Annotated in this window: 17 protein-coding genes; 4 read left to right on the forward strand and 13 right to left on the reverse strand. The window is 74.0% G+C overall.

What is annotated here, in order from left to right:
• The first annotated feature begins 95 nt into the window (after nucleotides 1-95).
• The 3 genes from I003_RS31920 to I003_RS0110680 are packed head-to-tail and all read left to right on the forward strand — an operon-like array spanning nucleotide 96 to nucleotide 3,027.
• Nucleotides 96-1,148: a peptidoglycan-binding protein gene (locus I003_RS31920; protein ID WP_051368184.1), complete on the forward strand. Its 1,053-nt coding sequence runs from the start codon at nucleotides 96-98 to the stop codon at nucleotides 1,146-1,148.
• The gene (locus I003_RS0110675; protein ID WP_027771515.1) at nucleotides 1,145-1,816 is read left to right on the forward strand and encodes an ABC transporter ATP-binding protein; all 672 of its coding nucleotides are present in this window, start codon (nucleotides 1,145-1,147) and stop codon (nucleotides 1,814-1,816) included. Before I003_RS31920 ends, I003_RS0110675 begins: the two co-directional genes overlap by 4 nt.
• A complete protein-coding gene (locus I003_RS0110680) occupies nucleotides 1,813-3,027 on the forward strand; it encodes an ABC transporter permease (RefSeq protein ID WP_037720590.1) in 1,215 nt (404 codons plus the stop codon). Before I003_RS0110675 ends, I003_RS0110680 begins: the two co-directional genes overlap by 4 nt.
• A 294-nt stretch (nucleotides 3,028-3,321) precedes the next feature.
• Here the strand turns inward: I003_RS0110680 and I003_RS0110685 are convergent, their stop codons facing one another.
• From I003_RS0110685 to rpsB, 10 genes are all read right to left on the reverse strand, one after another.
• Nucleotides 3,322-4,341, reverse strand: coding sequence for an ABC transporter ATP-binding protein (locus I003_RS0110685; protein ID WP_037720593.1), 1,020 nt, complete (start codon nucleotides 4,339-4,341; stop codon nucleotides 3,322-3,324).
• Nucleotides 4,341-5,945, reverse strand: coding sequence for an ABC transporter permease (locus tag I003_RS0110690; RefSeq protein ID WP_027771517.1), 1,605 nt, complete (start codon nucleotides 5,943-5,945; stop codon nucleotides 4,341-4,343). The genes I003_RS0110685 and I003_RS0110690 overlap by 1 nt, the downstream gene beginning before the upstream one ends.
• A 101-nt stretch (nucleotides 5,946-6,046) precedes the next feature.
• Complete coding sequence (locus tag I003_RS0110695; RefSeq protein WP_027771518.1) at nucleotides 6,047-7,108, reverse strand: thiamine ABC transporter substrate-binding protein; 1,062 nt, start codon at nucleotides 7,106-7,108, stop codon at nucleotides 6,047-6,049.
• A gap of 162 nt (nucleotides 7,109-7,270) precedes the next feature.
• Complete coding sequence (gene rlmN, locus I003_RS0110700) at nucleotides 7,271-8,389, reverse strand: dual-specificity RNA methyltransferase RlmN (protein ID WP_027771519.1); 1,119 nt, start codon at nucleotides 8,387-8,389, stop codon at nucleotides 7,271-7,273.
• A 40-nt stretch (nucleotides 8,390-8,429) separates the two neighbouring features.
• On the reverse strand, nucleotides 8,430-8,669 hold the full coding sequence (locus I003_RS0110705) for a hypothetical protein (protein WP_027771520.1): 240 nt from the start codon (nucleotides 8,667-8,669) through the stop codon (nucleotides 8,430-8,432).
• Between the two features lie 112 nt (nucleotides 8,670-8,781).
• Nucleotides 8,782-9,705: a phosphatidate cytidylyltransferase gene (locus tag I003_RS0110710; RefSeq protein WP_027771521.1), complete on the reverse strand. Its 924-nt coding sequence runs from the start codon at nucleotides 9,703-9,705 to the stop codon at nucleotides 8,782-8,784.
• Between the two features lie 71 nt (nucleotides 9,706-9,776).
• Nucleotides 9,777-10,334 carry a ribosome recycling factor gene (frr, locus tag I003_RS0110715; RefSeq protein WP_027771522.1) on the reverse strand — a complete coding sequence of 186 codons (558 nt, stop codon included), beginning with the start codon at nucleotides 10,332-10,334 and terminating at the stop codon, nucleotides 9,777-9,779.
• A gap of 101 nt (nucleotides 10,335-10,435) precedes the next feature.
• Complete coding sequence (gene pyrH, locus I003_RS0110720; RefSeq protein ID WP_027771523.1) at nucleotides 10,436-11,227, reverse strand: UMP kinase; 792 nt, start codon at nucleotides 11,225-11,227, stop codon at nucleotides 10,436-10,438.
• A 281-nt stretch (nucleotides 11,228-11,508) separates the two neighbouring features.
• The gene (gene tsf / locus I003_RS0110725) at nucleotides 11,509-12,342 is read right to left on the reverse strand and encodes a translation elongation factor Ts (protein WP_027771524.1); all 834 of its coding nucleotides are present in this window, start codon (nucleotides 12,340-12,342) and stop codon (nucleotides 11,509-11,511) included.
• Between the two features lie 44 nt (nucleotides 12,343-12,386).
• Nucleotides 12,387-13,370 (reverse strand): 30S ribosomal protein S2, encoded by a 984-nt coding sequence (gene rpsB / locus I003_RS0110730; RefSeq protein WP_027771525.1) that lies wholly within the window; start codon nucleotides 13,368-13,370, stop codon nucleotides 12,387-12,389.
• 328 nt (nucleotides 13,371-13,698) lie between these two features.
• On the opposite strand from rpsB, the gene I003_RS31925 reads away from it, so the two are divergent.
• The gene (locus tag I003_RS31925; RefSeq protein WP_078563906.1) at nucleotides 13,699-14,544 is read left to right on the forward strand and encodes a peptidoglycan DD-metalloendopeptidase family protein; all 846 of its coding nucleotides are present in this window, start codon (nucleotides 13,699-13,701) and stop codon (nucleotides 14,542-14,544) included.
• Nucleotides 14,545-14,571: 27 nt separating this feature from the next.
• Here the strand turns inward: I003_RS31925 and I003_RS0110740 are convergent, their stop codons facing one another.
• The 3 genes from I003_RS0110740 to dprA form a co-directional block, all read right to left on the reverse strand.
• Entirely contained in the window at nucleotides 14,572-15,126 is a 555-nt protein-coding gene (locus I003_RS0110740) for a TetR/AcrR family transcriptional regulator (RefSeq protein WP_027771526.1), read from the reverse strand.
• Between the two features lie 51 nt (nucleotides 15,127-15,177).
• Nucleotides 15,178-15,987, reverse strand: a complete 810-nt coding sequence (whiG, locus tag I003_RS0110745; protein WP_027771527.1) for an RNA polymerase sigma factor WhiG — start codon at nucleotides 15,985-15,987, stop codon at nucleotides 15,178-15,180.
• A 310-nt stretch (nucleotides 15,988-16,297) separates the two neighbouring features.
• Nucleotides 16,298-17,659 (reverse strand): DNA-processing protein DprA, encoded by a 1,362-nt coding sequence (gene dprA / locus I003_RS0110750; protein ID WP_078563908.1) that lies wholly within the window; start codon nucleotides 17,657-17,659, stop codon nucleotides 16,298-16,300.
• Nucleotides 17,660-17,726 lie beyond the last annotated feature (67 nt).

Raw genomic sequence — 17,726 nt, forward strand, 5'->3', positions numbered from 1 at the left:
GGGCGCAGGAGCCGGAGCGGCAGCCGGAGCAGGAGTGGGAGCCCGGGGCCCCCGGGGCGTCGCGTCGCGGCCGGCACCGCCGTAGGCGGCGGCGGATCGCCGCCGGGGCGGTGTTCCTCGCCGCGACCGGCGGCGCCGCGGCGGCCGGCCTCGGCCTCGGCGCAGCCGGCGGCGAGCCGGCGGGCGCGACGGACGGCGAACTGCCGCCGGCCACCGCCGAGGTGGCCCGCGAGACGCTGGTCGACACCCGCAGCGCCGACGCCGAGCTGGGCCATGGCCCGGCGACCGGCGCCGCGGCCCGCACCGACGGCACGCTGACGCGGCTCCCGCGCTCGGGGGCGCGGATCGACCGCGGCGAGGCGCTGTACGAGGTGGACGACGAGCCGGTGACGCTGCTGTACGGGGACATGCCCGCGTACCGCGCGCTGGCGCCCGGCGCCGAGGGCGCGGACGTGGCGCAACTGGAGCGGAACCTGAGCGCGCTGGGCTACTCCGGCTTCACCGTGGACGAGGAGTACTCGGACGCCACGGCCGCCGCGGTCCGCGACTGGCAGGCGGATCTGGGGATGACGGGGACCGGCCGGGTGGAGCCGGGGCAGGTGGTGGTCGCGCCGGGGGCGGTGCTCGTGGAGAGCGTCGCCGCGCAGCGCGGCGACCTCGTCGCGCCGGGCGCCGACGTTCTGTCGTACACCGGCACCGCCCCGGCCGTCACCGCCGAACTGGACGTCGCGGACCGGCGGCTGGCGCGCCGGGGCGCGGAGGTCGGCGTGCGGCTGCCGGACGGGCGGACGGTGCGCGGCACCGTCGCGGACGTGTCCGTGACGACGCGGCCCGGCGGGGGCGAGGAGGAGACGCAGACGGTCGTGGAGGCCGTGGTCCGGCTGAAGGGCGCGGCGGCGCGGAAGGCGGCGTCCGCGTACGACGAGGCGGGCGTGCACGTGGACTTCACCGCCGGGCGCCGCGAGGACGTGCTGACGGTGCCGGTCGCGGCGCTGCTGGCGCTGGCGGAGGGCGGTTTCGGCGTGGAGGTCGTCGAGGGCGGCACGACACGGTACGTGCCGGTGGAGACGGGGCTGTTCGCGAACGGCCGCGTCGAGATCTCGGGTCCCGGCCTCACCGCGGGCACGAAGGTGGGCATGCCGCGGTGATCGAGCTGACGAACGTGACGAAGACCTACGCGGGCGGCGTCACCGCGCTCGCGGGTGTGTCGCTGCGGGTGGCCGCCGGCGAACTCGTCGCCGTCACCGGCCCGTCGGGGTCGGGGAAGTCGACGATGCTGCACGTGCTGGGCACCCTGGACCGGCCGACGTCGGGCGGGGTGCGGATCGCCGGGTACGACGTGGGGGCGCTGTCGGACACCGGGCTGTCCGCGCTGCGTGCGCACCGGATCGGCTTCGTCTTCCAGCAGTTCCACCTCGCCGGCGGCACAACGGCGCTGGACAACGTCGCCGACGGCCTCCTCTACACGGGGCTGCGCCCGGCGGAGCGCCGGCGGCGGGCGGCGCGGGTGCTGCACCGGGTGGGTCTGGGTCACCGGCTGGAGCACCGGCCGCACGAGCTGTCCGGCGGTGAGCGCCAGCGCGTCGCGGTGGCCCGCGCGGTGGCGGGGGATCCGCCGCTGCTGCTGGCGGACGAGCCGACGGGGGCGCTGGACACCGCTTCGGGGGCGGGGGTGGTGAAGCTGCTGCGGGAGCTGCACGCGGCGGGGACGACGGTGGTGGTGATCACGCACGAGCGGGAGCTGGCGGCTTCGCTGCCGCGGCAGGTACGGCTGCGGGACGGCCGGGTGGAGCGGGACGGGACGGTGACGGCATGAAGCGGAGGACGGACGACGCCATGCGCCCGGCGCGGCTGTGGCCGGTCGACGTGCTGCGCGGCGGTGCGGTGGGGTTGCGCACGCGGCCCCTGCGGGCGGTGCTCTCGGCGCTGGGCATCGCGATCGGGATCGCCGCGATGGTGGCGGTGGTGGGGATCTCGTCGAGTTCGCGGGCGGATCTGGACCGGACGCTCGATTCACTGGGCACGAACCTGCTGACGGTGTCGCCGGGCCGGACGATGAGCGGCGGGCAGGCGACGCTGCCGGCGCGGGCGGAGGACATGGTGGCCAGGATCGGGCCGGTGGCGTCGGTGTCGGCGATCGGCGAGGTCGCCGGCGCCCGCGTCTACCGCACGGACCGGATCCCGGAGGCGGAGACCGGCGGGCTGGCGGCGTACGCGGTACGCACCGATCTGCCCGCCGCGACCGGCGCACGGCTGCGCGACGGCACGTGGCTGAACGCCGCGACGGCGCGCCACCCGGCGGTGGTGCTGGGCGCGACGGCCGCGGAGCGGCTGGGCGTGGGGCGGGCGTCGCCAGAGGTGCGGGTGCGGGTGGGCGGTGAGTGGTTCACCGTCGTGGGGATCCTCCGGCCGGCGCCGCTGGCGCCGGAACTGGACCTCGCGGCGCTGGTGGGCTGGCCCGCGGCGGAGGACCGGCTGGGCTTCGACGGCCACGCGACGACGGTCTACACGCGCTCGGCGGACGCGGACGTGGAGGCGGTCCGGTCGGTGCTGGGCGCGACCGCGAACCCGGCGGCGCCGAACGAGGTGGAGGTCTCGCGCCCGTCGGACGCGCTGGCGGCGAAGCGCGCGGCGGGCGAGGCGTTCACGCGGCTGCTGCTGGGGGTGGGCGCGGTGGCGCTGCTGGTGGGCGGCGTGGGGGTGGCGAACACGATGGTCATCTCGGTGCTGGAGCGCCGCGCGGAGATCGGCCTGCGGCGCGCCCTGGGCGCCACCCGCGGCCACATCCGTACGCAGTTCCTGGCGGAGTCGCTGCTGCTGGCGGCCCTGGGCGGCGCGGCGGGCGCGCTGCTCGGCGCGGCGGTGACGGCGTCGTATGCGGCGTCGCAGGACTGGCCACCGGTGGTCCCGGCGTGGACGCTGGCGGGAGGTTTGGCGGCCACCCTGACGATAGGCGCCCTGGCCGGCCTCTACCCGGCCCTCCACGCCAGTCGCCTGCCCCCGACGACCGCCCTGGCGACGCCGTAGGGAGAGGGCCGCGGCGCGGGACGGCGGGGCGGGGAGTGCGGCAGTCCCGAGCGGGCCGGGCCGCAGCCCCCGGGGGGTGCCGGCCGCAGCCCGCGGGGCCGGGGCACAGCGCTCAGGGGGCAGGCCATCCCGGTGGACGGCCGGCGCCACAGCTCTCGGGGGCCGAGGACGCAGACCTCGCGAGTTCCGGAGCGCAGCCGCGCGGGGCCCGGGGCGACAGCCCCACGGGGGCCTCGGGGCGGGCCTCCGGGTTTCGGGAAGGGGCGGGACCGGGGGACACCCCCGGTCAACCGCTCACCCTCCCAGCACCACCACCTCCGACGCCTCGAACCCCACCCCCACCCGGTCCCCCACCTCCGGCGCACCCCGCAGCGCCACCGACGACTCCAGCGACGGACCCCGCTCGGGCCGCAGCGCCAGCAGCACGTGCTCCCCGCGGAACGTCCGGCCCACCACCTCGCAGTCCAGCCCGGTCCCCGCCGGCGACACCCGCACGCCCGCCGGCCGCACGAGCAGCGACCGCTCCCCCGGCGCACCCGGAGCCGGCAGCCCCAGCTTCCCCCACGGCGTGTCCGCCACCGTCCCCCGCACCGTCGCGCGCACCACGTTCGCGAACCCCAGGAACCGCGCCACGAACTCGTCCGCCGGCCGCTCCCACACCTCCACGGGCGTGCCGGTCTGCGCGATGCGCCCCTCCCGCATCACCACCACCCGGTCCGCCAGCGCGAACGCCTCGCCCTGGTCGTGGGTGACCGCCAGCACCGTCGTGCCGAGCCGCCCGAAGAGCTGCCGCAGCTCCACCACCAGCCGCTCCCGCAGCGAGCGGTCCAACTGCCCCAGCGGCTCGTCCAGCATCAGCAGGTGCGGCGACGGCGCCAGCGCCCGCGCCAGCGCCACCCGCTGCTGCTCGCCGCCGGACAGCGCCCCTACCGCCCGCCGCTGCGCCCCCGGCAGCCCGACGAGTGCCAGCAGTTCGGCGACCCGCTCCCGGGCAGCCGTCCGGGAGGTCCCGTGCATGCGCAGTCCGAAAGCGACGTTCCCGCCCACGTCCCGGTGCGGGAACAACTGCTGGTCCTGGAACATCAGCCCCACCCCCCGCCGGTGGGCGGGCACCCCCGCGAGGTTCCGCCCGCCGAGCAGTACCCGCCCGCCGGCGACGGGCTGCAGCCCGGCCACCGCCCGCAGCAGCGTGGACTTGCCGCTGCCGCTGGGACCGAGCACGCTGACGATCTCGTGGTCGGCGACGTCGAGGGAGATCCCGTCGACCGCCGCGCGGTCGCCGTAGCGCACGGTGACGTCGTCGAGTACGAGCATCAGAACTCTCCCGCCTGGTCCCTGCGGACGCGCTCCAGCAGCAGCAGTGAAGCCGCGCAGACCACCATGAGGAGGGTGCTCAGCGCCATGGCCTGCCCGTAGTTGGTCTCGCCGGCCCGCCCGAGGAGCCGGGCGACGGCGACGGGCAGCGTCGGCCGGTCGGGCCCGGCGATGAAGACGGTCGCCCCGAACTCCCCGAGGGAGACCGCGAAGGCGAAGCCGGCGGCGACGAGCACCGCCCGCCGGACCAGCGGCAGGTCGACCTCGCGCCAGGCCCGCAGCGGGGACGCGCCGAGGACGGCGGCGGCCTCCCGCAGCCGGTCGTCGACGGCGCGGAGCACGGGCAGCATGGTCCGTACCACGAACGGGACGCCGACCAGCGCCTGCGCCAGCGGCACGAGGATCCAGGAGGATCTGAGGTCGAGCGGCGGGGTGTCGAGCGCGATGAGGAAGCCGAAGCCGACGGTGACGGCGGAGGTGCCCAGCGGCAGCATCAGCAGCGCGTCGAAGCCGCGGACCAGCGGCCCGGCGCGGCGGGTGACGGCGGCGGCGGCGAGACCGCCGACGACGACGGCGATGACGGTGGCGACGGCGGCGTACGCGAGGGAGTTGCCGACGGCTTCCAGCGGCGGTACGGCGAACGTGCCGTCGCTCTCCTGGAGCGCACGGTAGAAACCGGTGCCGTGGCCGCCGGGGGTGGCGAAGGAGCGTTCGACGAGGACGGCGAGCGGTGCGAGGAGCAGTACGGCGACGACGGCGACGACGCCGCCGACCAGGGCGCGTTCGCCGGCGCCGCGGGGGCGGCGGGCGGTGGTCTCGGGGGCGACGAGGCTGAGCGCGGTCTCCCGGCGGCGTACGGTCCAGGCGTGCACGGCGAGGACGGCGGCGACGGCGGCGAGTTGGAGGAGGCTGAGGACGGCGGCGGTGGGGAGGTCGAGGAAGTCCGCGGTCTGGCGGTAGATCTCCACTTCGAGGGTGGCGTAGGAGGGGCCGCCGAGGATCTGGATGATCCCGAAGGAGGTGAAGGTGAAGAGGAAGACCATGAGGGCCGCGGCGGCGACGGCGGGCCCGAGCGCGGGCAGGGTGACGTGCCGCCAGGCGGCCAGGCGGCCGGCGCCGAGCACGCGGGCGGCTTCTTCCTGGCGGGGGTCGAGCTGGGCCCACAGGCCGCCGACGGTCCGTACGACGACGGCGAAGTTGAAGAAGACGTGGGCGAGGAGGATGGCCCACACGGTGGTGTCCAGACGCACCCCCCACCAGCCGTCGAGGACGCCGCCGCGGCCGAGGAGGGCGAGGAACGCGGAGCCGACGACGACCGTGGGCATCACGAACGGCACCGTGGCCAGGGCGCGCAGGAGCTGCCTGCCGGGGAAGTCGAAGCGGGCGAAGACGTACGCGGCGGGCAGCGCGAGGACGAGGGTCAGCCCGGTGGAGGCGGCGGCCTGCCAGAGGGTGAACCACAGGACGCCGAGGATGCCGGGGTCGCCGAGGACGTCGGGGACGCGGCCGAACTGCCAGCGGCCGTTCTCGCGCAGGCCGCGGGCGACGATGGCGCCGACGGGGTAGGCGAAGAAGACGGCGAAGAACGCCGCGGGGACGGCCATGAGCGCGAGCCGCGCGGCGGCCCCGCGTATCCGGCGGCGGCCCGCGCCCGGTCCCGTCTTCCCCGTGCCGGGGTCCGGCGTGCCGGGCCCGGCGGCCCGGGTTACTTCACGACCAGGGAGGTCCACGTCTTGATCCACTGCTCCCGGTTGCCGTCGATGACCGCCGGGTCGAGGGTGTGCGGGTCGGCGATCTCCTCGCCGTAGCGGGTGAACACCTCGGGCAGTTCGGTGTTCTCGCGGACCGGGTGGACGAACATGTTCAGCGGCATGTCCTGCTGGAACCGCTCGCCGATGAGGAAGTCGAGGAGGGCCTTGCCGCCTTCGGCGTTGCCGGCGTTCGCAAGGAGCCCGGCGAACTCGATCTGGCGGAAGCAGGTGCCGGTGGACACGCCGGTGGTGGCTTCCTCCGGACGGGACTCCATGTCGAGGACGGGCGGGCTGGAGGCGTAGGAGACGACGAGCGGCTTGTCGCCCTTGCCGGCGCCGGAGAAGCGTTCGTAGTACGCCTGCTCCCAGCCGTCGACGACCTCGACGCCGTTGTCGCGCAGCTCGCCCCAGTAGTCCTCCCATCCTTCACCCTTGCCGTACGCGTCGGCGGTGGCGAGGAGGAAGGCCAGGCCCGGGGAGGAGGTGGCGGCGTTCTCGGTGACGAGGAGGTCCTTGTAGCGGGGGTCCGCGAGGTCGTCGAAGGTCTGCGGCGGGTCGAGGTTCTTCTCCTCGAAGTACGCGCGGTCGTAGTTGACGCACACGTCGCCGTAGTCGACGGGGGTGACGCGGTGTTCGCCGGCGTCGAGCTGGAACTCCCCGGGTATCCGGTCCAGCCCCTTCGCCTTGTACGGCGTGAAGATGCCGTTGTCGAGGCCGCGGGAGAGGAGGGTGTTGTCGATACCGAAGAAGACGTCGCCCTGGGGGTTGTCCTTGGACAGGACCGCCTGGTTGACGGCGGAGCCGGCGTCCTTGGCCTTGAGGATGTCGACCTTGTACCCGGACTGCTTCTCGAACGCCTTGAGGACGTCGTCGGAGACGGCGAAGGAATCGTGGGTGACGAGGGTGACGGACGTGTCTCCGCGGCCGGACCCGGATCCGTCGCCGGAGTCCGAGCCGCAGGCGGCCAGGCCGAGGGCGACGGACGCGGCCAGGGCGGTGGTGACGATGCGCTTCATCGGACTGCTTTCGTGGCGGCGGGCAGCCCGGGCAGCAGCAGAGTCTCGACCGAACTTCCTACCCAGAATGACCTGGGCGAGGTTCGAGGGTCTGCGGCCTGGACGGTGCCGCACTCTCAGCGCTGCGAGCGCTCCCCTGTCGGTGTGTACAGATGAACGGTATCAGGCGGGTGTGCCCGTGGCGGAGGCGGCGAGCTGCCCGCAGGCTCCCTCGATCTCCTGGCCGCGGGTGTCCCGCACGGTCACGGGCACGCCGTGGGCCTCCAGCCCGGCGACGAACGCCCGCTCGTCCTCGGGCCGGGAGGCGGTCCACTTGGACCCGGGCGTGGGGTTGAGCGGGATGAGGTTGACGTGCGCGTGGCGGCCCTTGAGGAGGCGGCCGAGGAGGTCGGCGCGCCATGCCTGGTCGTTGACATCCCTGATCAGCGCGTACTCGATGGAGACGCGGCGGCCGGAGCGCGCGGCGTACTCCCAGGCGGCGTCGAGGACCTCGCGGACCTTCCAGCGGGTGTTGACGGGCACCAGGGTGTCGCGCAGTTCGTCGTCGGGCGCGTGCAGCGAGACGGCGAGGCGGCACTTCAGGCCCTCGTCGGCGAAGCGGTGCATGGCGGGCACGAGGCCGACGGTGGAGACGGTGATGCCGCGCTGGGAAAGGCCGAGGCCGTCGGGCGCGGGGTCGGTGAGACGGCGCACGGCGGCCAGCACCCGGTTGTAGTTCGCCAGCGGCTCGCCCATGCCCATGAAGACGATGTTGGACAGCCGCGCCGGGCCCCCGGGGACCTCGCCGTCGCGCAGGGCGCGCATGCCGTCGACGATCTGGTGGACGATCTCGGCGGTGGACAGGTTGCGGGTGAGCCCGGCCTGGCCGGTGGCGCAGAACGGGCAGTTCATGCCGCAGCCGGCCTGTGAGGAGATGCACATGGTGACGCGGTCGGGGTAACGCATGAGCACCGACTCGACCAGCGTGCCGTCGAAGAGCCGCCACAGGGTCTTGCGGGTGCTGTCGCCGTCGCAGCTCAGATGCCGTACGACGGTCATCAGCTCGGGCAGCAGCCCTTCGGCGAGCTTCGTCCGGGACCCGGCCGGCACGTCGGTCCAGCCGGCCGGGTCGGTGGCGTAGCGCGCGAAGTAGTGCCGCGAAAGCTGCGCGGCGCGGAACGGCTTCTCACCCAGCTCGGCGACGGCGTCCCGGCGCTCGGCGGGGCTGAGGTCGGCTAGGTGCCGCGGCGGCCTCTTGGCACCACGGGGGACGGCGAAGGTGAGCTCTCCTGGCTTCGGCATAGCCGTACCAGTGTCGCAGACGGATTCACCTGCGCCTGCATCATCCCCAGATGCCCTGATCCGCCCGTTCCAGGGCGCCGACGGGCGACACGTCTGGGGGCGCGACGCCCCAGTCGACTTCGGTGGGTGCCACCTTGTCGCTGCCCTCCCCTTCCAGCAGCGGCGCGATGCCGCCGGAGGGCGAGCCGGAGCCGTCCCCTGCCGCCGCCGTGGCGGCGCTCACCGCCACACCCTCCGTGGCCGGCAGCGCCACCGCCGCCGCTCGTGCCGTCGTGCGCATGATCCTCATCGAACTGCCCCTTCGGTCGTGGTCATCCGCCCACAACCGTGGCCCGCCCGCCGGCGCTGCTCCATGTGTTTCGGCCCTCGCCGAAACGGCCGGGAGCGGGCGGTCAGCCCGTGCCGACGAAGATCACCATCAGCAGCCACACCACCGGCGCCGTCGGCAGCAGCGAGTCGAGCCGGTCCATGATCCCGCCGTGGCCGGGGAGCAGCGTGCCCATGTCCTTGATGCCGAGGTCCCGTTTGATCATGGATTCGGCGAGGTCGCCGAGCGTCGCGCTGAGGGCCGCCGCGGCGCCCAGCAGGAGGCCCTGCCACCAGCGGCCGTCGTCGACGAGGAGTTCCATGCACACCGCGCCCGCCGCCATCGCGAAGGCCAGGGCCCCGCCCAGGCCCTCGCGGGTCTTGCCCGGGCTGATGCGCGGGGCGAGTTTGCGGCGGCCGAGCTTGTAGCCCACGGCGTACGCGCCGGTGTCGCTGATCACCGTGAGGATCAGGAACGTCAGCACCCGCTGGGGCCCGTCGTCCGCGGCGAGCATCAGCGCGACGAAGGTGGCGAGGAACGGCACGTAGAACGCGGCGAAGACGCCGGCGGTGACGTCGCGGAGGTAGTCCTCCGCGGGGCCCTTCAGCCGCCAGACGGGGACGGCGAGGGCGGTCAGCGCGAGCCCCGCTCCGGCGCCCTCGGCGCCGCGCGCGTACCCGGCGACGACCGTCGCGACGCCGCCGGCCACCAGCGGCACCAGCGGCGTACGGATGCCGCGGCACTCCGCCAGCCGCGATGTCAGCTCCCACAGCCCGACCGCCACGGCGATGACGATGACGCCGATGAAGAGCACTTTCACGACGAACAGCGTGGCCAGCACGATGGCGCCGAGCCCGAGCCCGACGCCTATGGCCGCGCCGAGGTCCCGGCCGCCGCGGCGCCGCTTGGGTGCGGGCGGCGGCGCGGAGGAGGCGTCGCCCGGGACGCCGGATCCCCCGGAGGGACCTGGGGAGGGTTCGTCAGGGGCGTCTCCGGACACGATGGGCATGCGCGGAGTCTGCGCCCTTTCACCCCCGCCGTACACGGGACCCGCCGGGGCCCCCCTGGAGGAGTCGTTCATCAGACCTCGAGCAGCTCTGCTTCCTTGTGCTTGAGCAGCTCATCGACCTGGGCCACGTACTTGTGGGTGGTGTCGTCGAGCTCCTTCTCGGCGCGGCGGCCCTCGTCCTCGCCGATGTCACCGTCCTTGATGGCCTTGTCGATGGTCTCCTTGGCCTTGCGGCGCACGGAACGGATGGCGATCCGCGCGTCCTCACCCTTGGCCTTGGCGACCTTGATGAACTCCTTGCGGCGCTCCTCGGTGAGCTGCGGGAAGACCACCCGGATGATGTTGCCGTCGTTGGAGGGGTTGACGCCGAGGTCGGAGTCCCGGATCGCCTGCTCGATGTTGCGCAGGGCGCTCTTGTCGAACGGTGTCACCACCGCCATCCGCGGCTCCGGCACCGAGAACGACGCCAGTTGGTTGATGGGCGTCTGGGCCCCGTAGTAATCCGCCGTGATCTTGTTGAACATCGCCGGATGGGCCCGCCCGGTGCGGATCGCGGCGAGGTCCTCCTTGGCGACCACGACGGCCTTCTCCATCTTCTCCTCGGCTTCGAGGAGGGTCTCTTCGATCACCACTGGCTCCTGGTCTCTTCTGTGAGCGGATCGGGAGTGGGCCCCCCGTTCGCCCGTACCATGCCTGCACGGTGTCCGACCGGCAGGCCGTTGTCCATCCCTCAGACCCGGCTGCCGTGCGCGCTCACGAGCGTACCGATCTTCTCACCCCGGACCGCCCGCGCGATGTTGCCTTCCTTCAGCAGCTCGAAGACGAGGATCGGCAGTTCGTTGTCGCGGCACAGGGTGACGGCCGTGGCGTCGGCGACCTTGAGGTCACGGGTGATGACCTCGCCGTATTCGAGCGCGTCGAACTTCACCGCGTCGGGATTCTTCTTGGGGTCGGCGTCGTAGACCCCGTCGACGCCGTTCTTGCCCATGAGCAGGGCCTCGGCGTGGATCTCCAGGGCGCGCTGCGCGGCGGTGGTGTCCGTGGAGAAGTACGGCATGCCCATGCCCGCGCCGAAGATGACGACGCGGCCCTTCTGCATGTGCCGGATGGCCCGCAGCGGAATGTACGGCTCGGCGACCTGGCCCATGGTGATCGCGGTCTGCACCCGGGAGTCGATGCCCTCCTTCTCCAGGAAGTCCTGGAGGGCGAGGCAGTTCATGACCGTGCCGAGCATGCCCATGTAGTCGGAGCGGGCCCGGTCCATGCCGCGCTGCTGCAGTTCCGCACCGCGGAAGAAGTTGCCACCGCCGATCACCACCGCGATCTCGTAGCCGTCGCGGACGACGGCGGCGACCTCGCGGGCGATCGCGTGCACGACGTCCGGGTCGACGCCGAGATCCCCGCCGCCGGAGAACGCCTCGCCGGACAGCTTCAGCAGGAAGCGTGCGCTGTCCCGTTTCGTGTGGTGGCCGTCGTCCGCCTTCTCGTGGTGGCCGTGGTCCGCGTCGGCGTCCTCGTTCATGAAGTCTCCTCGTGCGCATACGAAGGAGGCCATCGCCGTGGGGTTCTCATCCACCCATTCCCGGCAATGGCCTCCTCGTCACTTCCGCGGTCCGGCGGCGGTCCCCCGTGCCGGCCCGCTACAACTCAACCCGACCCTAGCGGGGCCGGTGGCCGTTCGCCGTACACCCTGCTCGCCGTCCGCCGCGGGGACGCGCCCCGCGGCACGTACCGCGGGGCGCGTGCCGTCCGGTCGCGCCTGCGCGCGCCGGGCGGCACGGTGCACGCCGGTGGCCCCGGCGCTCAGGCGCCGACGCGGATGCGCGCGAAACGGATCACCTGCGCGCCCGCCTCGCCGAGCACCTTCTGCACCGACTTCTTCGGGTCCTTGGCGAACGGCTGGTCGAGAAGCACGTTCTCCTTGAAGAAGCCGTTCACGCGGCCCTCGACGATCTTCGGCAGGGCGGCCTCCGGCTTGCCCTCCTCGCGGGAGGTGGCCTCGGCGACGCGGCGCTCGTTCTCCACCGTGTCGGCCGGGACGTCCTCGCGGGACAGCCAGCGCGGCCCGAAGGCGGCGATGTGCTGCGCCACCTCCTTGGCCGTCTGCGGGTCGGCCTTGTCCAGCTCGACGAGCACGCCGACCTGCGGCGGAAGGTCCGGCGAGGTGCGGTGCATGTACGCGCCGACGTAGGCGCCCTCGAAGCGCGCGAAGCGGTCGAGGACGATCTTCTCGCCGAGGGAGGCGTTGGCCTCGTCCACGTACGCCTGGACGGTCTTGCCGTCGATCTCGGAGGCGAGCAGCGCCTCCAGGTCGGCGGGCCTGGTCGCCGCGACGTGCTCGGCGAGCGCGTTCGCGACGGCGACGAACTTGTCGCCCTTGGCGACGAAGTCGGTCTCGCACTTCAGCTCCAGCAGGACGCCGGAGGAGTTGTCGTCGGCGATCACGGAGACGACGGCGCCGTTCTCGGCGGAGCGGCCCTCACGCTTGGCGACGCCCTTCTGGCCCTTGACGCGGAGCAGCTCCACGGCCTTGTCGACGTCGCCCTCGGCCTCTTCCAGCGCCTTCTTGCAGTCCATCATGCCGGCGCCGGTGAGCTCCCGGAGCTTCTTGACGTCGGCGGCGGTGAAGTTCGCCATGATTCGGTGGTTTTCTCTTCTCGACGGTGACGGGGGACGGCTGATCAGGCCTGCGGGGCGTCGCCCTCGGCGGCCTCGGTGGACGCCGCGGCCTCCGCGGGGGCCGGGGCTTCCTCGGCGGCCGGTGCGGCGGGCGCGGGGGTCTCGTCGGCCTGCTCGGCGTCGGCGACCTCGGCGGTCTCGGCGGAGGTCTGGACCTCGGACTCGGCCGCCGCCTCATCCTTCTTCCCGGCCGGCGCGTCCGCGGCGGCCTTCTCGCCGGCGAGCAGGTCGCGCTCCCACTCGGCGAGGGGCTCGGCGTCGGACTTGACGGCCTTCTCGTCACCGGTGGCGGCACCGGAGCGGGCGATCAGCCCCTCGGCGACGGCGTCGGCGATGACGCGGGTCAGCAGCGTGACGGAGCGGATCGCGTCGTCGTTGCCCGGGATCTTGTAGTCGACCTCGTCGGGGTCGCAGTTGGTGTCGAGGATCGCGACGACCGGGATGCGCAGCTTGCGCGCCTCGCCGACGGCGATGTGCTCCTTCTTCGTGTCCACGATCCAGACGGCGCTCGGCACCTTCTGCATGTCGCGGATGCCGCCGAGGGTCTTCTCCAGCTTGGCCTTCTCACGGGAGAGGACGAGCAGTTCCTTCTTGGTGAGGCCGGAGGCGGCCACGTCCTCGAAGTCGATGGCCTCCAGCTCCTTGAGGCGCTGCAGCCGCTTGTGGACCGTGGAGAAGTTGGTGAGCATGCCGCCCAGCCAGCGCTGGTTCACATACGGCATACCGACCCGGGTGGCCTGCTCGGCGATGGCCTCCTGCGCCTGCTTCTTCGTGCCGACGAACATGATGGTCCCGCCGTGCGCGACGGTCTCCTTCACGAACTCGTAGGCGCGGTCGATGTACGACAGCGACTGCAGGAGGTCGATGATGTAGATGCCGTTGCGCTCGGTGAAGATGAAGCGCTTCATCTTCGGGTTCCAACGGCGGGTCTGGTGCCCGAAGTGGACGCCGCTTTCCAGCAGCTCCCGCATCGTGACGACGGCCATGGCCGTACTCCTCGTGTGTCTCGGTTGTGCGCGGCGGCCGGCCGGCCACCGCTCCTGACGCCCCTGCGCGTCGCGCCTCCGGCGGGGAGCCGGGGGACCGAGTGACGCGGCCACCTTCAGGCAGGTGGCGGGGCGTGCGAAGTCGACCCGGAGAGCCGGGTCGCCACCTAGAAGTGTACGGGACGGCGTCACCCGCCTGCGCCACGAAGCCCGGTCCGCGCACGGGGTGTCCGTGGGCCGGCGGCACCGGGTTGTCCACAACCGGCCGGTTATCCACAGAATCCGTCCATGATCCCCGGACGCCCCCGCCTCCGGCCAAGCTACCCCCATGAACGGACGACGCGACCGCCGCCGGGCCGGCGCACGGGACAGGGCGGCCGCCGCCGCGGAGCGGGCGGCGGGCGCGGCGGGAGCGCCGGCAGACACGGCTGGTGCGGTGCGGCCGGCGCGAACGGGACCGCCGCAGGGGGCGGCGCGGCGGGCGGCGCGGCTCCGGCCGGGCCCGGGCCGCCCGGGCGGCGCCGCGGGGCGGGTGCCGCGGTGGCTGTGCGCCGTCGGGCTGGCCGCGGCCCTGACGGCGGGCGCCTGGCCGACGCCCCCGTTCACGGCGACCGGCACGGTGGAGGAGGCGGATGGGGAGGGGGCGGGGCGGGGGGAACGGGAGAGGCGGACGGCGGCGGAGATCCCGGCCGGCGGGGTGGCAGACGCGGTGTGGCCCGTTGACGGGGGGCCGCGGGGGCGGCCGGTGGTGGAGCGGGGGTTCGAGCCGCCGAGCACGCCGTACGGGCCCGGGCACCGCGGGGTCGATCTGCGGGCCGGGCCGGGACAGCCGGTGCGGGCCGCGGCGGCGGGGCGGGTGGCGTTCGCGGGCCGGGTGGCGGGGCGCGGGGTGCTGGCCGTCGAGCATCGGGGCACGGGCAGCCCGCCCCTGCGCACGACGTACGAGCCGGTGGTGCCGGCGGTGCGCAGGGGAGAGCGGGTCGGCGCCGGCCAGGTGGTGGGGCACCTGCAGGGCGGCGGGTACCACTGCGCGACGGCATGCCTGCACTGGGGGCTGCGCCGCGGCCGTTCCTATCTCGACCCGCTGTCCTTGCTGCCGCCCAGGCTGCTCACGGCGGGCCGTGCGCGCCTGCTGCCGGTGTTCGGCGTTCCGCCGCCGGCCGATGGCGCCTGACGGCGCGCGGCGCCCCGGGCGGCGCCGTCAGCGTACGGCGCCGCGGAGGGCTACGGCGACGGCCGTGCCTGCGACGGTCTCCGGGGCGTCGGTGCCGAGTTCGGTGCGCCGGACGGCCGCGTCGACGACACCCTGGAGCAGGGCGGCGGCGAGACGGGGTTCGTCGTGGCCGAGGTCCGCGAGGGCCTCGACGACCATCGTGACGAGCCCGCCGTGTGCGGCGCGGATCTTCTCCCGGGCGCCGGCGTCGAGTTCACCGGCGGAGATGGCGACGACGGCACGGTGGCGGCGGTCGCCGACCAGCGCGAGCTGCGTGCTTACGTACGCCTCGACCTTCGCCTCGGGGGTGGCGGCGCGTTCCATGGCCGCCTCCACCTCGGCGGCCCAGCGCGGGAAGTCGACGGCGCACAGCTCCTCGACCACGGCGGCCCGGCTGCGGAAGTACTCGTACACCGACGAGCGCGCGAGGCCGGTGCGCTCGGCGAGCGCGGAGAAGTTCAGCGCTTCGGTGCCGCCTTCGCCGAGGAGTTCACGCGCGGCGTCGAGCAGCGCGGCGTGCTGCATGGTCCGGTGCTCGGCCACGGAGGCCGCTCGAATCTTCGGCACGGTCCAACTTTAGACCGCGGATGTCGTTCAGCCGCTGGAGTCGGCCAGTTTCGCCCGCAACTGCAGAACGGACTTGGTGTGGATCTGGCTGACCCTGCTCTCGGTGACGCCGAGGACCTGGCCGATCTCGGCGAGGGTGAGCCCTTCGTAGTAGTAGAGGGTGACGACGGTCTTCTCCCGGTCGGGCAGGGTGTTCACGGCGCGGGCGAGCAGCCGGCGCAGCTCGCGGTCCTCGGCCACCTCGACGGGGTTGTCGGCGGCGGTGTCCTCAAGGGTGTCCATGAGGCTGAGGCGGTCGCCGTTGTCGGAGCTGACGTGCAGCAGTTCTTCCAGGGCGACGACGTTGGCCAGGGAAAGCTGGCTGAAAACCCCGTGCAGCTCTTCGAGCTGGATGCCCATCTCGGCGGCCACCTCGGCTTCCGAGGGGGTACGGCGCAGGGCGGCTTCCAGGGTGGCGTAGGCGCGTTCGACGGCCCGGGCCTTCTGCCGTACGGAGCGGGGGATCCAGTCCAGCGCGCGGAGTTCGTCGATCATCGCGCCGCGGATGCGGGTGATGGCGTACGTCTCGAACTTGATGGCCCGCTCGGGGTCGAACTTCTCGATGGCGTCGATGAGCCCGAAGACTCCGGAGGAGACGAAGTCGGCCTGTTCCACGTTGGCGGGCAGGCCGACGCTGACGCGCCCGGCGACGTACTTCACCAGGGGTGAGTAGTGCAGGATGAGCTGCTCGCGCAGCCTGCCGTCACGCGTCTCCTTGTACGACCGCCACAGCTCGTCCACCGAGGAAGGTGCTGTGCGTGAAGCGGCACGGTCGGACCCGGAGATGTGCTGGGGCATGCGTCGTCGCCTTGAACCGTTCTGGTGGGGGACTTGGGTTCGGTCGGGGCTGAGGGGGAGCTCGGGGGGACGGGGAAGGGCGGGGGTGAGTCGGCGGGAAGTGAGGGAACGTTCCGCGAGCGTAGCGTGACCGTACGGTCGCATTCTGCGACTGGCGGCTCTTCATGACGACGCGGATGCGTTCCGCGCAGTGCTCCCGCGGGTTATCGGGAGGTCACAGCGGGGGGTCGGCCACCGCGGCACCTGGTGGGGGTCGGTTTGCATCTCCCCCACCCTTTCACCCGAACGTCCCAGGTCAAGGAACGGCTCGTCACCTTTTGGGGTGCTCGCTGGGGCGCGGGGCGAGACGCCAGCCGGCGCCGTCGCGGGCGACGAATCCGAGGGACTGCAGCTCATGAAGCCTGCCCAAGGCTTCGTCGCGCTCCGTGCCCGCCTCCCGCGCGATCTCTTCCGGCCGGGCGGTCCCCCGTCCGGGGACGGCTTCGAGCACGCGTGCGGTGGCGGGCGGGAGAAGATCGCGTGGTACGACGGGGCCGCGGCGGACCGGGGCGAGGTCGGCGCCGATGCGGCCGACCAGCTCGACGACTTCGTCGGCCCCGGTGACCAGCTCCGCTTCGCCGCGCAGCAGCTCATGCACTCCCGAGGAGAGCCCGGACGTCACCGGGCCGGGTACGGCCATCGACGGGCGGCCCAGGCGCTGCGCCCAGCGGGCGGTGACGAGGGAGCCGCTGCGGCGCTCGGCTTCCACGACGACGGTGCCGCGGGTGAGCGCGGCCATGACGCGGTTGCGCAGCAGGAACCGCGACCGGGTGGGGTGGTCGCCGGGGGCGAGTTCGGCGACGATCAGGCCCTGATCGGCGATGCGGCCGAGAAGTTCGGCGTGACCGGGAGGGTAGACCCGGTCGACGCCGCAGGCCAGCACGGAGACGGTGGCTCCGGTGGCGGCGAGCGCGCCGCGGTGCGCGGCGGCGTCGATGCCGTAGGCGGCGCCGGAGACGACGACCCACCCGGCGTGGGCGAGCCCGTCGGCGAGGATCCCCGCAACATGCGCGCCGTACTCGGTGCAGGCGCGGGCGCCGACGACGGCGACGGACTTCAGTGCCCACAGCCGCAGGTCGGCGCGGCCCCTGACCCAGAGGCCGAGGGGGCGGGCGGCGGCGAGGTCGTCGAGCTGCCGGGGCCACTCGGCGTCACCGGGGCAGACGAACCGCGCCCCGACGGCCTCGGCGGCGGCGAGATCCTGCCGGGGGTCGGGGCCGCCGAGGCGGCGCCGGTACCGGGCCAGCCGGGGCTCGGCCTCCGGGGAGGGCGGCCGGGCGTCGCCGGTCACCCAGCGCAGGAGCGTCACGGCCCCGTGCGCACGCAGCCACCGCCCGGCCACCTCGTCCCCGGGCTCGACCAGCCGTGTCAGCGCGACCCGTGCCAGCCGCTCCGCGTCGCGGTCCCCGCCGGGAGCGGGGGGAACCGCCCCGGAGACGGGAGGCGCCGCGGGAACGGGAGGCGCTCCGGGTAGGGGAGGAGGCGGCGCGGGGGCGTCAGGCGTCCCGGGGACGGGCCCCTCGGACGGGGGACCGGGCGGCGTGCATCCGGGCTCGCTCCTCCGGCAGGTCCGGTCCTCCGGCGGGGCGCCGGAGGCGCCACCGTGTCCCGGCCGCGCCGACGGCGCCTGCATGACGCCCGGCGCCGGGCCCGCTGCCGGGCCGGAGGATGCGACGGACAGTGGAGGGCTCGGCAGTCCG

The sequence above is a fragment of the Streptomyces sp. CNQ329 genome, assembly GCF_000482585.1.

Bases quoted from the DNA above. Each gene is read 5' to 3' on its own strand.
- dprA (WP_078563908.1), bottom strand. From the start codon at position 17,659: ATGCAGGCGCCGTCGGCGCGGCCGGGACACGGTGGCGCCTCCGGCGCC.
- rlmN (WP_027771519.1), bottom strand. From the start codon at position 8,389: ATGCCGAAGCCAGGAGAGCTCACCTTCGCCGTCCCCCGTGGTGCCAAG.
- rpsB (WP_027771525.1), bottom strand. From the start codon at position 13,370: ATGGCCGTCGTCACGATGCGGGAGCTGCTGGAAAGCGGCGTCCACTTC.
- I003_RS0110685 (WP_037720593.1), bottom strand. From the start codon at position 4,341: ATGCTCGTACTCGACGACGTCACCGTGCGCTACGGCGACCGCGCGGCG.
- pyrH (WP_027771523.1), bottom strand. From the start codon at position 11,227: ATGAACGAGGACGCCGACGCGGACCACGGCCACCACGAGAAGGCGGAC.
- I003_RS0110690 (WP_027771517.1), bottom strand. From the start codon at position 5,945: ATGGCCGTCCCCGCGGCGTTCTTCGCCGTCTTCTTCGCCTACCCCGTC.
- whiG (WP_027771527.1), bottom strand. From the start codon at position 15,987: ATGCCCCAGCACATCTCCGGGTCCGACCGTGCCGCTTCACGCACAGCA.
- I003_RS31925 (WP_078563906.1), top strand. From the start codon at position 13,699: ATGAACGGACGACGCGACCGCCGCCGGGCCGGCGCACGGGACAGGGCG.
- I003_RS0110680 (WP_037720590.1), top strand. From the start codon at position 1,813: ATGAAGCGGAGGACGGACGACGCCATGCGCCCGGCGCGGCTGTGGCCG.
- I003_RS0110695 (WP_027771518.1), bottom strand. From the start codon at position 7,108: ATGAAGCGCATCGTCACCACCGCCCTGGCCGCGTCCGTCGCCCTCGGC.
- I003_RS0110710 (WP_027771521.1), bottom strand. From the start codon at position 9,705: ATGCCCATCGTGTCCGGAGACGCCCCTGACGAACCCTCCCCAGGTCCC.
- I003_RS0110705 (WP_027771520.1), bottom strand. From the start codon at position 8,669: ATGCGCACGACGGCACGAGCGGCGGCGGTGGCGCTGCCGGCCACGGAG.
- tsf (WP_027771524.1), bottom strand. From the start codon at position 12,342: ATGGCGAACTTCACCGCCGCCGACGTCAAGAAGCTCCGGGAGCTCACC.